The sequence below is a fragment of the Komagataeibacter rhaeticus genome (assembly GCF_011611525.1).
In the GTDB taxonomy this organism is placed as follows: Bacteria; Pseudomonadota; Alphaproteobacteria; order Acetobacterales; family Acetobacteraceae; genus Komagataeibacter; species Komagataeibacter rhaeticus.
In genome coordinates this window covers 31,468-47,009 of sequence record NZ_CP050139.1, presented here as the reverse complement: position 1 = coordinate 47,009, position 15,542 = coordinate 31,468, and the positions used below count along the sequence as shown (strand labels likewise).

Sequence of the window (15,542 nt, the reverse complement as noted above, 5' to 3'; positions counted from 1 at the left end):
CATTTGGGGAGATTACAACCAGCACTCACACCCGCTGCCGCAGGGACATCCATTTTGCATCAAACGCTTTCTTCTGGCATTATAAAGGGATTCAAGATATATGTAATCATACTTCATGCTGCTTTACGGAAAACACAGTATGATGTCATTTGTTGCCAAACCAGCGGGACATTAGTTTAGTAAGTATCATGAATAAATTGTCTGTCGGAATTGATGGCCTCAACCTTGCCCTTCCCAAGGGAACAGGGGTGGCGACATATGCACGAACACTTGCCAATACCATACACAAGATGAACTATGGTGTAGATCTACTATATGGCCTTGATATTCCCTGTGATAGCCCACCCGCGCTACGGGAAGTACAGTTCTTTAACAATTTAGCCGACGAGAAAATTGTCAAATCGTCCTCTCCCTTTTCATTAGGCTGGTGGCGCAATCTCCAACAGATGAAAGACTGGCGGTCAGGAGAAATATTTTTAAGTGGCCGTGTCGAGACACGCGGCTTTGAAAGTCATCTTCCGAAAAACGACCGTATCATAAATATCCGTAATATTTTTAAAAAAGCACATCGTTATTATAGAAAAACCGGAAAATTCATAGAAATAGAGGTCAAAAATCCACCAGAAATAATGCACTGGACTTATCCACTTCCCATAAAATTAAATCAATCCATAAATATATATACATTGCATGACCTTGTTCCCCTGCGGCTTCCACAAACAACACTAGATAACAAAAGTAGTTATTATAATCTGATTAAAGATATCTGCTCGGGGCAGGGGAAAATATGCACCGTATCAGAATCCTCCAGAAATGAAATTCTATCTTTCTTCCCGGAAGCCAGCGGGCGTATACATAATGCATACCAAACCTATGATGAAGACATACACAATCATATAAAGAATGAAAATTTTAATGAAGTCGGTCGTATTTTCAATATAGATCGTGATGGATATTTTGTGTTTTTTGGATCATTGGAGCCAAAGAAAAATATCGGTCGCCTGATAGAGGCATTTCTTGCCAGCAGTTCATCAAGGAAACTGGTGATCGTTGGGGCAATGGGATGGAAAAATGATAAGGAATTACGTTTCCTGCAACATGGAATTGATACTGGTCGTATTATTCACACGGAATACCTTCCCCGTTATTTATTAACTTCATTATTGATCAATGCACGCGGCCTGCTTTTTCCTTCACTTGCAGAAGGTTTTGGCCTGCCCGCTCTTGAGGCACTGGTCTGCGGTACACCCGTAATCTGCTCCTCGGAAGGTGGTCTACCTGAAGTTGTTGGTGATGCGGCAATGATCGTTGATGCCTATGATACCAACAGCATTGCCTCCGGTATCATAAAAATAGACAGGGACGATACCATCTATAACAATCTCAAAGCAAAAGGCCCCATACAGGCGGCAACCTATTCTCCAGATCGTTATGCTGACCGGCTGAAGGCTTTATATCAGGATGTATTACGATAATATCCCGAAGACCATTTGGAAACGATTCATTCCGAAAAACCTTAGAGACTGTTTAATAAGTCAGCTCATGATCGTGCTTTAAAATTAAAGAAATTTTTTGGTGAAGCTTTTTGCAAAAGCTTCGAAAGAACGCCACTTTTAAAAAAGGTGGCACCCAAAAAATTTTATTGTTTTTTACAATGAGTTGTTTTCAAATATTTCTTACAGATCGAGGGTGTCGCCTTATTTTCAGAAAGGCGACATCTGCTGAAGCCTTCAGGAAAAAGCTTCACCCGGACCCGATTTTATGATTGCAGGATATATCTCCTGCTGATTTTTCAAACAGCCTTTTATAAGCATGCCGCATAACAGCCGTGAAGCAGGCGGGCAAGATGCTACATGCCCGGATTCCTGCATGTAGCATTGCGCATGGTGTTCAACAAAAGGGGTTATTCGGCAGTAGAAATAACGGTCGTGATCAGGCCAAAGAATTTGTAGAATCTGTTGCTCGAAGCATTGGCAATGTAGATCAGATCCTTGTCCCGCATCATGAACTTCTGCGCCAGGAAGTAGTTGCTGGGGTTCATCATGTCCAGCTGATAGACCACGGGTGCAACCGATGCCTTTTCATCAACAGGAAGGCCCAGACGACGCAGGACATCGGCATTCTCATACCGGAAAACATAGATCCCGTTCGGATCAGCCCGTGATTCCACAGGCCCCCCTACACGCGCCACGGCTTCCGCCATGGTCAATGTGGGCATGGAGAACCGTGTCTGGGTAATCTTGCCACTCGCACCAAATACCGAAAAAGTACGGGGATGATATATTACCTGAACCCGGTCACCAGGTTGCATGGCAATATTCTGCGCAGGTTCATTTTCAATAACCTTAAGGGGCATTTCGGCAATATGTCCATTACGGACAAGCCGGATCATATAATCCTCGTCAGCCTGGGTCGTATGGTCTACTCCCCCGGCCAGCGCAATGACATCAAGAATATGCTCACGGTTTGGCGTCAGGGGTATACGGCTGGGCATACGCACCCCACCATAGACCATGACCGAATTGGCAATATCGCTCGCAATCCTGACCAGGACCTGGGGCGACTGCGATTTCTGCTTCAACCGGGCCAGGATGGCATCAGCCACCTGATGTGCGGTCATGCCCGTTACATGGATCTGGCCTGCGAACGGAACCAGAATATTTCCACTGCCATCAACAACAACTGGCGGCAATGTAGAGGAAGACGCACTGCTGGGCAGCGTATTGGTTCCGCTTGCACTGGATGCAAGCATGGTCGCGCTATTGGCACTAAAAAGCGAACTGCCGACTTCGTATATGGATACCTGGAGAATATCCCCCGGGCCAACCGTATCGTTCTTGCCTGGGGCTACCGGCACGTTATCGGCGTCAAGACTGCTGAAAGATGGCGGCCCTTCGCTGTCCAGTAACGTGATGAGGTCAAGGCTGATCTGAACGATGCCGTAGCCTACAGCATTCTTTTTGGGATTTTGCTGGGCGTGATTGATCTGAGACTCTGTCGGACCACTATTGGGCAGGGCATTGCACCCTGCCAGAAACATGAGTGCTCCGCCCATGACAGCAAGGCGCTTCCTGCTCAATGCACGATGCTGAACTGGCCCCATGTCTTTCAGGAAACAGAATTTGGTCAATGTAACACCCTGGCAAGTGATTAAGAAACCGGCAGAAAACTGAGCCGAGTGGAACATACATCCATGGCAGATAAAAAATCGACAGGCGGCCCTTTTATCAGTTCATATTCTAGCTGACCATACATATATTGAACCGCTCCGGGAACCGACACATCCTGTTAACGCCAACTCCGGCGTGCCACGACAATGGTTTTACCCCCACACCATACTGTCGGCATCGCAACCACCTTCCGGTTCCATGAAATGCGCACACAACCCAGGGTTACGGATATCCGTATGCACGGGCCTGACATACCCGGATACCGGCATGGACACGCAAAACGGTTCACGCTGCATGATGCGTTCCGCCATCCCTACAGAAACAATGAATTATCAAGTAATTAAAAAATTATAATTTCCAAAACAAAAATATATGCTGTTTGCAACTTAACCAATCGCATGATTTTTATAAAATACTTTCATTCGCGCAGCCTGGGAATCAATCGAAAAGAAATTTGCCCTTTCCCGACCATTCTTACACAGATTCTCCCGTTTTTCCGCATCCATGCCATCCAATACACAAATGGTCTTGCGCATCTGGTCGCTATCCAGTGGATCGACCAGCAATGCAGCGCCACCGGACACCTCTTCCGTAGCGCCGCCCATGGACGTCATGACGGGTATATCAAGAGACATGGCTTCAATGATGGGCAGGCCAAATCCCTCCGCCAGCGAAGGGAAAAGCAGTGCCCGTGCTTCCGCCATCGCCCGGAGCAGGGATGGCCGGGCGCACCAGGGCACGCGGATGATTGTCTGGCCAGCCTGCACCGGTGACAGATCGGGACGGTCGTCCCCATCCGGCCCGATAATGACAAGCGGGCGGCGGGTTTTACTCATGCCATGGGCAATAACCAGACGACGGATATTTTTTCGCGCTTCCACACGTCCCACACATACAAATGCATCCGCTGGCGCGATGCGTTCAGCCTCTGGCAGCAATCGTGCCTCTTCAACGCTGATACCGGCACACTGGTACAGATTGGTAATGCGGCTTTCATCCACACCCAGATGCGTGATCACCTGCTGCCTGACCGTTTCCGTCACCGTTATGATATGGTCCATATTTCGCGTAACGGCACGCAGGACCCTCTTCATCCTGACGGGGTTGATTCCGGTCAAGTCAGGATTCAGCAGGGGTATGATGTCATGTATCGTGGTGATGTTGACCGCATTCTTGACCTTTAGCGGCAGCGGGTAGGTCCAGTGCATGATGGCGGGCGGCGTTGTGGCCTTCAGGCACAAAGGCCTGCCGAAACACCGTAAATGCGTATTTCCCATGCGGAACATGTACGGCAGGTAGGGATGCCCTTCGCAGTCCTGCCTTATCCCAACCCACGGGGCCAGTGCCCTCAGAATGCAGGAAGCCACCGTAAGGGCACCGGGACGGCCCGGCGCAACGGGCGCGCCTGCGGGCGTCAGCCGCAGGAAATCTGGCGTAATACCCATCCGCTCAAGCGTGCTGGCCAGCCCTGTAGCATAGGTCGCAATGCCTGTGCCCCCGTCCAGGGCCGTACCACGGGTATCAATCCATACGTCTGGCATAGGCCATCCCAAATCCAGTGTCCGGGTGGCATGGCCTGTCCCGGCCTCGGACCGGCTGATCGTTCACCAGCTATGCACCCACTGGATCAGGTCAATATCCCATCCATATCCCTGTTTACAATGCACAGGCCTGACCGCCCCTGCCCTGTGTCCCGCCATGCGGTGAGGGATCAGAACCCGATCACCGCATCCCCACCAAAGGTGAACATGCCGTTGTTGCGGCCCCCATTGAACGGCGTGCTGCCGTTGAGCGAGCGGTCAAAGCGGATTTCCGGGCGGATCTGGAACACGCGTACATGGTGCCCAAGGTTCGGGCGGTAGCTCATGTTCAGCGTCATTTCGCCATAGGTCGTGCCGTGACTTGAGGAAGAAGGCCCGGCCATGACCAGCCCCCCCGTCCCGGCAATGGCTTCCATGTAGGAGTTGTTGCCGATGAAGGTGGCGACCATGGAATTGTTGTTGTCGCGGTAGATTTCACCACGATAGTTGAAGGTCAGGCTGTCGTTGACCTTGTAGCTCAGGAAGCTGACGAAACTTTCCGCATCTGCCCCGGCAAACTGCCCCTTCGCCCCAAGGCCGCGTACACCTTCATCATGCAGGTAATTGAACTCGGCCGTCAGTGTCAGGCGATCATTGACCTGGTAGGTTGCGTTGATGTCGTTCCAGAAGCGGTTGGCATGGTCGGCCTCGTAATGACCGATCAGACGCCACGAATCTTCCGGCCCCACGCGGCTCAGTTCCACGATCTTCAGCTTGCCATGGGCCAGATTGTTCAGGTTGAAGCCGAAATAGCCCGCCGGCGCATTATTGTTGTCCGACCGGCCAAAGGTTGTCTGGTTGCCGGTATCAATGCCGAAGGTCACGTCCACCATGGGGGTGACGTGCCAGTTGAACATCGCCCCCACATGCTGGAACGGCACGGAATATTCAGATGTATAGGCCAGCGTGTAGAACGCGCGTGAGGCGGGGTCGAGCCCTTCCACCCCCATCGGGGCCTGCAGGATGCCCGCCTGCATGTCCAGCCCGCCCTTGGTCACCCATGGCAGATGCACATCCATATGCGCCTGCGCCGGAATAAGCTGGTAGCGGTTGCTCCATTCACGGTCGCTGATGCCCACCAGATGGTAGTAGCGGGCATCGGAGCCGTACATTGCCTCCAGCGTGAAGCCGACCTGATATTTGTTCACGCTGGAATCGATAGCCTTGTTCAGAGTGAATTCAAGCTGGTTCAGCTGCACCTGATTGGCATGGTCGGCAAAGAAATCGCCAAAATTGTAGCCGGGCTGGGGGCGGGCGGGATTGGCCATGATGCCGCCTTCGATCTGGCCGGTCAGTGTGATGTCCCTGAGCCAGCGCGTGACCCCGCTATCGGGTTTCAGACCGGAAAAAACCTGCACCTGCGCCTTTGCGGCGGAGGAAAGGACCGTCAGGCCCATGGTGATGCCTAGGACATACCCAATCCTGCAACCTGGCTTCATAGTGATCGTTCCCCCATCAGCAGATCCAGACCGGCATCCCAATTGATGCATGTTCCTTACATGAACATGAACTTTATTTTATGTTGCTTCATCCCCTTTTGGAAACAAAAATTGTTAAAATAATCTCGTATCAGGATCGTATCCAAATCAGGACAGACGCTACTGGTTCCGGCCCAGCCAGCCCCGGCGCCAGAACCACAGCAGCGGCAGCACCACCGTCGCCGCCATAAGGACAAGCGAATACCAGTAGCCGTATTTCCAGTTCAGTTCCGGTATGTCATGGAAATTCATGCCATAGATGCCCGCCACCAGCGTCGGTGCCACGCCAATGAAGCTGACCACGGTCAGGATCTTCATGCCGTTATTCTGCTCGATACTGATGAACCCCAGCGTCGCATCCAGCAGGAACTGCACCTTGTTTGCCGTCTGGGAGACGAAATCGTTCAGCGAACGGATATCACGCTCCACCGTGCCCAGCCGTGCCTGCAGCCGCTCCGACAGGTCATGACGCTTGTTTTCACCCAGAAAGATCGCAATGCGTTCCAGTCCCAGCAGGCTGTCACGCACGGAAGAACCCAGATCACCCGACCGCCCCACCCGGCGCAGCATGTTGCGCAGCAGGGTGCCCGCCTGGGCCTGTCCCGGCTGTTCGGACTGGAACACATCGCGTGACATGCCATCCAGCGCCTGCCCCAGATGTTCCAGAATATCGGCCAGCCGGTCCACCACCGCCTCCAGCAGCAGGATGCCGGCTTCATTGGCCCCCAGCGGCGTAGTCTGGGTCGCTACCTGTCGGGCCACCACATCAAAGGCGCTGAAACCGGTATAACGGACGGTCAGCAGCCGCTCGTGCATGAGCACGAACCCCACGGGGGAGACAAAGAAATCATCCGGCGTCTTGCGCACCAGCGGCGTGGACAGGTAGACGGCATCCCCTTCCATGAACAGGCGCGACGAACTCTCGATTTCATCCAGCTGGGAACGGGTGGGAATGCGCAGGCCGGTCACCTGCGCGGCCAGGGCTTCCTCCTCCGGGGTGGGGTTGAGCAGGTCAAGCCATGCAGCCCCCGCCCCATCGGCTGCTGTGCTCACGGTCCGGGCCGGAGCGCCCGGGCGATGCGCTAGAAACATGGGCTGTCTTTCTTACGTTTCTGGGGGTGTCCATCCATCATGCGATACCAAACATGTCAAATCATTACAGATGCCCGGCATGGTCGGGGGCTGGTATTTTGCCGCCATTGGGTCCAGAACCGGCAGGCGGCCCGGGACGGCTGCATGACTGTAACACAAAGCCACGCCCACTTTCTTGCGGAGTAGCGAAGTTGAGCGCAACACAGACACCGGCAGGCACCAACAGCCTGCGTAGCGGACCTGACAATCGCGGCCGGTTTGGCATCTTTGGCGGCCGCTTCGTGGCCGAGACCCTGATGCCGCTGCTGGCTGAACTGGAAACCGCCTACCGCGCCACCCAGGCCGACCCCGCGTTCCGCCGCGAGCTTGATTATTACCTGAAGGATTATGTAGGCCGTCCCAGCCCGCTATGGTTCGCGCGCCGCATGACAGATGAGCTTGGCGGCGCCAGGATCTACATGAAGCGCGAGGAGCTGAACCACACCGGCTCCCACAAGCTCAACAACGTCATGGGACAGATCCTGCTGGCGCGCCGCATGGGCCGCACCCGCATCGTGGCCGAGACGGGGGCAGGCCAGCATGGTGTTGCCACCGCCACCGTGTGCGCGCTGTTTGGCATGAAATGCGCGATCTACATGGGGGCGACCGATGTGGAGCGCCAGAAGCCCAACGTATTCCGCATGAAGCTGCTCGGCGCCGAAGTGGTACCCGTCACCGCGGGTGCCGGCACCCTGAAGGATGCGATGAACGAAGCCATGCGCGACTGGGTGACCAATGTGCATGACACCTACTTTCTGGTCGGCACGGTGGCTGGCCCGCATCCCTATCCCGAGATGGTGCGCGATTTCCAGTCCGTGATCGGTGAGGAAACGAAGCAGCAGATCATGGAAGCCGAAGGCCGCCTGCCCGATGCGATCGTGGCGGCCATTGGCGGCGGGTCGAACGCCATGGGCATCTTCCATCCCTTCCTGGATGACCCCGAGGTCAAACTGATCGGCGTGGAAGCGGCAGGCTGCGGGCTGGACAGTGGCCTGACCGCCGCCTCCATCGAACGGGGCCGCCCCGGCGTGCTGCACGGCAACCGCACCTATCTCATGCAGGATGAGGACGGACAGATAACGGAAGCGCACTCCATCAGCGCAGGGCTGGACTACCCCGGTGTCGGTCCCGAGCATTCATGGCTGAATGACATCGGGCGCGCGGAATATGTGGGTGCGACCGATCAGGACGCGCTGGACGCCTTCCAGCTGTGCACCCGCACCGAAGGCATCATCCCCGCGCTGGAAAGTGCCCATGCCATTGCCTATGCCGCGAAACTTGCGCCCACGATGGCAAAGGACCAGATCCTCGTGGTCAACATTTCCGGCCGGGGGGACAAGGACATCTTCACCGTAGCCGAACGCCTGGGAGTAAAACTGTGAGCCGCATCGCCCGCCGCTTTGCCAGCCTGCGCCAGCAGGGCCGTGGCGCCCTGATCCCCTATGTCGAGGCCTGCGACCCGGATTATGATACGTCACTCGCCATCCTGCGCGGCATGCCCGGAGCCGGAGCCGACCTGATCGAGGTGGGCGTGCCCTTCTCCGATCCGTCCGCCGATGGCCCGACCATCCAGAAGGCCGCGCTGCGTGGCCTGAAGGGCGGCTCGAGCATGAAGCGCGTGCTGGAAATGGTGCGCGCTTTTCGTGAAGGCGATGACGAGACCCCGATCATCCTGATGGGCTATACCAACCCGATCGAGGCCTACGGGCCGGAACGCTTCTGCGTGGATGCGCGCAAGGCAGGCGTGGACGGCCTGATCGTGGTTGACCTGCCACCGGAGGAATCCGACCTGCTGGCAGGGCCAGCGGCAGCAGCCGGGCTGGACATCATCCGCCTTGTTGCTCCCACCACGCCGGATGAACGTCTGCCCGTCGTGTTCAGTGGCGCATCGGGGTTTGTGTATTACGTCAGCATCACCGGCGTGACCGGCACCCGCACCGCCAGCACCGATGAACTGGCGCTGGCCCTGCCGCGCCTGCGTAAAGCCACCGACCTGCCCATCGCCATCGGCTTTGGCATCCGCACGCCGGAACTCGCCGCCAATGCCGTGCGCGTGGCCGATGCCGCCGTGGTTGCCTCAGCACTCCTTAACACGCTCGAGACCACGCTGGACGAAGAAGGCAAGGCGACCAGCCGGACCGTACCGGCCGTGCTGGAACAGCTGCGCGGGCTGGCCGATGCGGTGCATGCCGTAAAGAAGTGAAAGACGATCTGGCCCAATCCTTCATCTATCTGTATTGAACGTGGCCCCAGACTTTTAAAGGGAGAGGCACCATGAGCTGGCTGACCGAATATGTCCGTCCCAAGATCCGCGGCCTGCTCAAGCGGGAAGTGCCGGACAACCTGTGGACCAACTGCGAATCGTGCGAGCAGATGATCCTGACCAAGGACCTGCGCAAGGCCCTGAACGTATGCCCACATTGTGGCCACCACATGCGCGCGAGTGTGGCCGAGCGGCTGGAATGGACCTTCGATAACGGGGAATACACCCGCATCGAACTACCCAAGGTTGCGGTTGATCCCCTCTCCTTCCGCGACCGCAAGCGCTATACCGACCGGCTGAAGGACGAGCGCGCCAAGTCGCATCTGGATGAATCCATGGTCGTCGCCCATGGCCAGATCGGTGGCCATAACGCGGTCGTGGCCGTGATGGCGTTCGAGTTCATTGCGGGCACCATGGGGGCTGCGCTGGGTGAGGCGTTCATCGCCGCCGCCCGCCTGGCCATCCTGCAGCAGGCCCCGCTGGTGGTGTTTACCGCATCAGGCGGGGCACGCATGCAGGAAGGCATGATCAGCCTCATGCAGATGCCCCGCACCACCGTGGCAGTGGACATGCTGCGCGATGCCGGGCTGCCCTATATCGTGGTGATGACCAACCCGACCACGGGTGGCGTTTCCGCCTCCTTCGCCATGCTGGGTGACATACAGATTGCCGAACCCAATGCGCTGATCGGCTTTGCGGGCCAGCGCGTGATCGAGGATACGGTACGCGAGAAGCTGCCCGAAGGCTTCCAGCGCGCGGAATACCTGCTGGACCATGGCATGCTGGACATGGTGGTCAAGCGTAGCGACCTGCACGAGACACTGGCCCGGCTGATCGGCCAGCTCAACTACCGCCACATCACGCCGCACGCTGCCGCCTGATCTCTCCCCCTGGGGCCACCACGCATGAATGCTCCCACCCTCGGTCCGGAATTCGTAGGCCGGACCGGGCAGATCCTTGAACGGCTGAACCGGCTGTACCCGGCCCTGATCGACCTGTCGCTTGCGCGGCTGGAAAACCTTCTGGCCCGTCTTGGCCATCCCGAACGCCATATGCCGCCCGTGGTGCATGTGGCGGGCACCAATGGCAAGGGCAGCACCTGCGCCTTCATGCGGGCCATTGCCGAAGCGGCGGGATGGCGGGTGCATGTGCTGACTTCCCCCCACCTTGTGCATGTGACCGAACGCTTCCGCATCGCGGGCCGGATCGTGCCCGAGCGCGAACTGGCAGCCGTGCTGGAGGAAATCGAGCAGATCAACGCCGGCGCCCCGATTACCGTGTTCGAGGTGCTGACCGCCGCCGGCTTCGTGCTGTGCGCGCGCCATCCGGCGGATCTGGCCATTGTGGAAGTGGGTCTGGGCGGGCGGTATGACGCCACCAATGTCATCCAGCATCCTGCCGCCTGCGCCATTACCGCCATCTCGATGGACCATGAAGCCTTTCTGGGCAACACGCTTGCGGCCATCGCGACCGAGAAGGCAGGCATCATCAAACCCGGCGTGCCCGTGGCCACCGGCCGCCAGCCGACCGAGGTCATGGCCGTGCTGGCCCGCACGGCGGGTGAAAAGGCCAGCCCCCTGTACCGGCGGGACCATGAATGGTCGATCACCACCCGCGCGGATGGAGCCAGCCTGCACTACCGTGATGCCCATGGCACGCTGGACCTGCCGCTGCCCGGCCTGCCCGGTGCCCACCAGATTGATAACGCAGGGCTTGCCATCGCCACCCTGCGCGCAAGCCCGCTGGCCCTGCCAGACAGGGCATGGGCCGGGATCGCGCAGGCACGCTGGCCTGCCCGCATGCAGCGCCTGAACGGCAGGCTTGCGGCCCTGCTGCCCGATGGTTGGGAACTCTGGCTGGATGGTGGCCATAACCCCGGGGCGGGCGAGGTGCTGGCGCATGTCATGGCGGCATGGCCAGACCGGCCCACGCATCTGGTCATCGGCATGAAACAGACAAAGGACGCCACCGGCTTCCTGGCGCCACTGCTACCGGGGGCCGCCAGCATTCAGGCCGTGGCAGAACCGGGGCAGCACCTGGCCCAGCCGGTGGCCGATATTGTAGCCGCATCGGGGGGCCGGGCCACCGCAGGCCCCACGCTGCATGCAGCACTAGCCCATCTGGCGGCCAGCGCGGGGGCCAACCCTGCCCCGGCGCGGGTGATCATATGCGGCAGCCTGTACCTGGCCGGGGTAGCGCTACAGCTTGATGGCTGGCAGCCGGACTAATAACTTAACAAAACAGGATAAAAGTTTTTGGGTGCCGCCTTTTTTCAAAAAGGCGGCATTCTTTGAAGCTTTTTGGAAAAAAGCTTCACCAAAAACTTTTATAACTTACTGGCCATCCGGCAGCGGCCGGCCGCGCCCGATCTCACGCAGCGGCAGGCCCGCCATCAGGCGCTGTTCGATCTTTTCAAGCGACATGTCCCGCGTTTCGGGAATGAAGCGCCATGTCACCAGCACGAAGAACAGGTTGAACCCGGCAAACAGCCAGAAGGTCGGGCCGTTGCCCAGCCACTGCAACAGCGACAGGAAGCTTGCGCCCACGATCATGTTGGCGATCCAGTTGGTCAGCGTGGAGATGGAAATGCCAAGGTCACGCCCCTGCAGCGGCTGCACCTCCGAACACAGCACCCAGATCAGGGGACCGGCCGACATGGCGAAGCCGGAGATGTAGATCAGCAGCATGAACACCGCGATGATCTGCTCCGTCTGCCCCAGATGGGGCCGGTTGAGCATGAAGCCCAGGCACCCCATGCCCACGGCCATGATGATGAAGCCGGTATACAGGATGGGCTTGCGGCCCCAGCGGTCCACCAGACCAATGGCGATGAAGGTGGCCAGCATGTTCACCAGCCCCACCATGGCGGTGCACCACAGCTGCGCGGGGCCGACATAGCCCGCCAGCGCGAAGATCTTGGGTGCGTAGTACATCACCACGTTCACGCCCGCCAGCTGCTGCATGACCTGCAGCCCCATGCCCAGGAAGATGGAGCGGCGGAAATTGGCATTGTTGCGCAGCAGGCTCCAGCCGCGCTGCTTCTGCTGGAGCTGGCGGCTGATGTTCTGGATTTCCTGCATGGCTACACCATGGTCGTTGCGCAGGTCCTCCAGCACGGCCAGCGCTTCCTTGCGGCGGCCACGCATCATGAGCCAGCGCGGGCTGTAGGGCAGGAACAGCACCCCGATCAGGAACAGCACGCCCGGCACGGCCGCCACCGCGAACATGCCGCGCCAGTTACCCGAATAGCTGAACATGGTATTGCTGAGGAAGGCGATGAAGATGCCCGCCGTGATCATGAGCTGGTAGGTCGAGATCATGGCGCCACGCGCCTGTTCGCTGGCAATCTCGGACAGGTAGAGCGGCGCGGTGAAGGCCGCGACACCAATGGCCAGCCCCATGATCAGGCGGCCCGCGATCATGGACGGTATCGACCATGCCAGCGCGCAGGCCAGCGAGCCCGCCACGAATACGGCCGCCCCCACCAGCAGCGCATGCTTGCGCCCGATCTGGTGGGACATCCACCCCCCGCACAGCGACCCCACGGCGGCCCCCGCCATCATGGCGCTGACAATCCATTCCTGCTGGATGGTCGTGGCATGGAACGTGCTGGCCAGCAGGTCCAGCGCACCGGAAATGACCCCGATGTCCAGCCCCGCCATAAGGCCGGCAAGGGCTGCAAGGCAGCCAATGATGAGGGTACGCAGCCGTGCCGTATCAAAACTGGTGGTGGGTGGCGTAGTGGCGGCTGTCTTGTTGTCCATTATGGCCGGTCCTTTAAATATTCTTCTTGTTGCCGGTGATCGTGTCAGTCGGAACGGGTCAGGCCCGTCAGCAGAAAAAACGATACACCATATCTTCGCGTCCGGTCTGGATCATGTTCCAGCAGTTCATCGATTAAAAATCGTTTTACCCGAAAAACGACCGGGGTTTCGTCACTATGGCCCGCAATCGTGTCCTGTTCCATGACTTCCATCATGTTTGCAAGCCATGGCGCGACACCGGGGCGTTCGGTCAGCACCAGCGGCGCGCGGGGGGAAAACAGGATCGTGCCCCGGGCCTGTATCGTCTCCATCTCGTCACGTTGCGTTACATGATACAGGTAGCTGTCCGGGTCTTCGCCTGCCCGCCAGCCCCGCATGTCCACCCGTGCCAGGCCCAGGGCCGCGTTATCGAGATAGGTCAGCCTGCGCCCCGCAGCCACGGGGGCCGCGAACAGGTCAGGCTGTGGGGGCAGGGCTGCCGGCGGCGGGGATGCGGCCACATCCGGCCCACGCGGGCGGCGCTTCGGGCCACGGGCGCGTGGCTGGGGCGCAAAGGGCAGTTCCGCCATCCGGCCTTTTCGGCGTTGCGCCATGTCCGTGCCTCAATCCATGCCCGAAAACCGTTATGATCCTGCCTGCTGCGGGCGGCGGATCAGGCGCAGGCGGCACACATGCCCTCGGCCTCGATCGTGCTCTGCCTGACCGTAAAGCCACGCGCGCGCGTTACCTCGACCAGGGCTTTCAGGATATGGGGATCATCCAGTTCCGTCACCCGTCCGCACTGGCTGCAGATCAGGAACTGGGCCGCATGGACATGGCCATGCCCGTGACATAGATGTCCCGACTCCAGCATGTGGCGGCAGCCCACGAAGGCGGACAGGCGTTCGATCTTGTGGATCAGCCCCTGTTCCATCAGGAAGTCCAGCGCCCGGTAGACCGTGGGCGGCGCCACCGGCTTGCCCCGGCTTGCCCGCAACTGCTCCAGCAGGTCATAGGCACCCAGCGGACGTTCGGCCGCCAGCACCAGTTCCAGCACAAGACGGCGCATTTCGGTCAGCCTGACACCACGCTCGTGGCACAGCCGGCTGGCCTGGTCGAGCAGGGGCTGCATGCCCGCCTGTGGCCGGGGGCCAGCCGTATCCATCTGTATCACGCGGGTCACTGCACGCCCTCCTGTATCCGGCCGCCGGGGCAGGCCCTGCGCCCGATGGGGCAGGGGTCAGTCCGGCAGGTGGTCCACCCACATGGCCATCAGCGCCACGAACAGCGCAAGCCCAGCATGTATCCAGATCAGCCCGTGCAGCGTCAAGACAGGAACCCTGCCAGCAGACATGCTCTGTGTATACTGTCTGTTCCCCATGGCGCGCGTTCCCTCCGGTATCGGCACATCCGGTCCTGCATGCGTCAAAAAGCTGGTTTTTCCCTTAAGAGTGAGGGGAAAACAAATCCCTGATAAAGAATAAAAGTTTTTGGGCGCCGCCTTTTTTCAAAAAGGCGGCATTCTTCGAAGCTTTTTGAAAAAAGCTTCACCAAAAACTTCCCTACCCTTTGCCTGTGTTATTCGTGGGGCAGGGTATGGTAGGTACGGTTGAAATAGACCAGCCCACCACGTGGCGTGCTGCTGCGCAGGCTTTCCACCACGCCAAACATGACACTATGGGTGCCAACCTCCACAATCCGTTCGATCCGGCAGTCAAGCGACAGCACAGCCTCCTCCAGTACGGGGGCACCGCTGGTCAGCGTGGACCAGTGGCCGGCGCGGAAACGTTCAGCCTGTTCCAGCGGGCTTGCGAACACACCCGAGATGTCCTGCTGGTCCCCTGCCAGAACGTTGACGCACATGGCCCCATCCACCCTGAAACGGTCCCGCACGCGCGACGCGCGGTTGACGCAGACCAGAACGGTCGGCGGCGTATCGGTAACCGAACATACGGCAGAGGCGGTAAAACCCGCCGGATCATCCAGCGTGCCGGTGGTCACGACATTTACCGCCGCGCCCAGACGCGCCATGGCGTTACGGAAAGTGAGGGCGTCAATCCCCATGGTGTGCTCTGCCTCGGTCCCTGTTGCATGCCTGTGGTCCGCACGCAGCCGTGACGCCGGACAACAGTCGGGGTAGCGCATTCTACCCCGGTTGAACACTGCAAACGCGCAAG

At 58.5% G+C, this 15,542-nt stretch carries 13 protein-coding genes; 5 read left to right on the top strand and 8 right to left on the bottom strand.

Features of this window, described 5'->3' with window-relative positions; genetic code table 11:
* Positions 1-188: 188 nt before the first annotated feature.
* On the top strand, positions 189-1,475 hold the full coding sequence (locus tag GWK63_RS00215) for a glycosyltransferase family 4 protein (protein ID WP_039998588.1): 1,287 nt from the start codon (positions 189-191) through the stop codon (positions 1,473-1,475).
* A 428-nt stretch (positions 1,476-1,903) separates the two neighbouring features.
* Here GWK63_RS00215 and GWK63_RS00210 read toward each other — a convergent pair whose 3' ends face one another.
* The 4 genes from GWK63_RS00210 to GWK63_RS00195 all read right to left on the bottom strand — a co-directional run bounded on the left by GWK63_RS00210 (position 1,904) and on the right by GWK63_RS00195 (position 7,320).
* The gene (locus GWK63_RS00210; protein ID WP_223846594.1) at positions 1,904-3,055 is read right to left on the bottom strand and encodes a polysaccharide biosynthesis/export family protein; all 1,152 of its coding nucleotides are present in this window, start codon (positions 3,053-3,055) and stop codon (positions 1,904-1,906) included.
* A 501-nt stretch (positions 3,056-3,556) separates the two neighbouring features.
* Positions 3,557-4,615, bottom strand: coding sequence for a glycosyltransferase family 4 protein (locus GWK63_RS00205; RefSeq protein ID WP_237701072.1), 1,059 nt, complete (start codon positions 4,613-4,615; stop codon positions 3,557-3,559).
* Between the two features lie 266 nt (positions 4,616-4,881).
* A complete protein-coding gene (locus tag GWK63_RS00200) occupies positions 4,882-6,147 on the bottom strand; it encodes an outer membrane beta-barrel protein (protein WP_007397194.1) in 1,266 nt (421 codons plus the stop codon).
* Positions 6,148-6,348: 201 nt separating this feature from the next.
* Entirely contained in the window at positions 6,349-7,320 is a 972-nt protein-coding gene (locus GWK63_RS00195) for a magnesium transporter CorA family protein (RefSeq protein WP_034930197.1), read from the bottom strand.
* Between the two features lie 191 nt (positions 7,321-7,511).
* On the opposite strand from GWK63_RS00195, the gene trpB reads away from it, so the two are divergent.
* The 4 genes from trpB to GWK63_RS00175 all read left to right on the top strand — a co-directional run bounded on the left by trpB (position 7,512) and on the right by GWK63_RS00175 (position 11,850).
* A complete protein-coding gene (trpB, locus tag GWK63_RS00190; RefSeq protein WP_007397197.1) occupies positions 7,512-8,741 on the top strand; it encodes a tryptophan synthase subunit beta in 1,230 nt (409 codons plus the stop codon).
* Complete coding sequence (gene trpA / locus GWK63_RS00185; protein WP_007397198.1) at positions 8,738-9,562, top strand: tryptophan synthase subunit alpha; 825 nt, start codon at positions 8,738-8,740, stop codon at positions 9,560-9,562. Before trpB ends, trpA begins: the two co-directional genes overlap by 4 nt.
* Positions 9,563-9,633: 71 nt before the next feature.
* On the top strand, positions 9,634-10,503 hold the full coding sequence (gene accD, locus GWK63_RS00180) for an acetyl-CoA carboxylase, carboxyltransferase subunit beta (RefSeq protein WP_007397199.1): 870 nt from the start codon (positions 9,634-9,636) through the stop codon (positions 10,501-10,503).
* Between the two features lie 24 nt (positions 10,504-10,527).
* Positions 10,528-11,850, top strand: a complete 1,323-nt coding sequence (locus tag GWK63_RS00175; protein WP_007397200.1) for a bifunctional folylpolyglutamate synthase/dihydrofolate synthase — start codon at positions 10,528-10,530, stop codon at positions 11,848-11,850.
* Between the two features lie 105 nt (positions 11,851-11,955).
* Here GWK63_RS00175 and GWK63_RS00170 read toward each other — a convergent pair whose 3' ends face one another.
* From GWK63_RS00170 to GWK63_RS00155, 4 genes are all read right to left on the bottom strand, one after another.
* Positions 11,956-13,386: a sugar porter family MFS transporter gene (locus tag GWK63_RS00170; protein WP_007397201.1), complete on the bottom strand. Its 1,431-nt coding sequence runs from the start codon at positions 13,384-13,386 to the stop codon at positions 11,956-11,958.
* Positions 13,387-13,430: 44 nt separating this feature from the next.
* A complete protein-coding gene (locus GWK63_RS00165) occupies positions 13,431-13,979 on the bottom strand; it encodes a hypothetical protein (protein ID WP_223846593.1) in 549 nt (182 codons plus the stop codon).
* Between the two features lie 59 nt (positions 13,980-14,038).
* Positions 14,039-14,548 (bottom strand): transcriptional repressor, encoded by a 510-nt coding sequence (locus tag GWK63_RS00160; RefSeq protein ID WP_007397203.1) that lies wholly within the window; start codon positions 14,546-14,548, stop codon positions 14,039-14,041.
* 395 nt (positions 14,549-14,943) lie between these two features.
* The gene (locus GWK63_RS00155) at positions 14,944-15,429 is read right to left on the bottom strand and encodes a flavin reductase (RefSeq protein ID WP_034930215.1); all 486 of its coding nucleotides are present in this window, start codon (positions 15,427-15,429) and stop codon (positions 14,944-14,946) included.
* Positions 15,430-15,542: the final 113 nt, after the last annotated feature.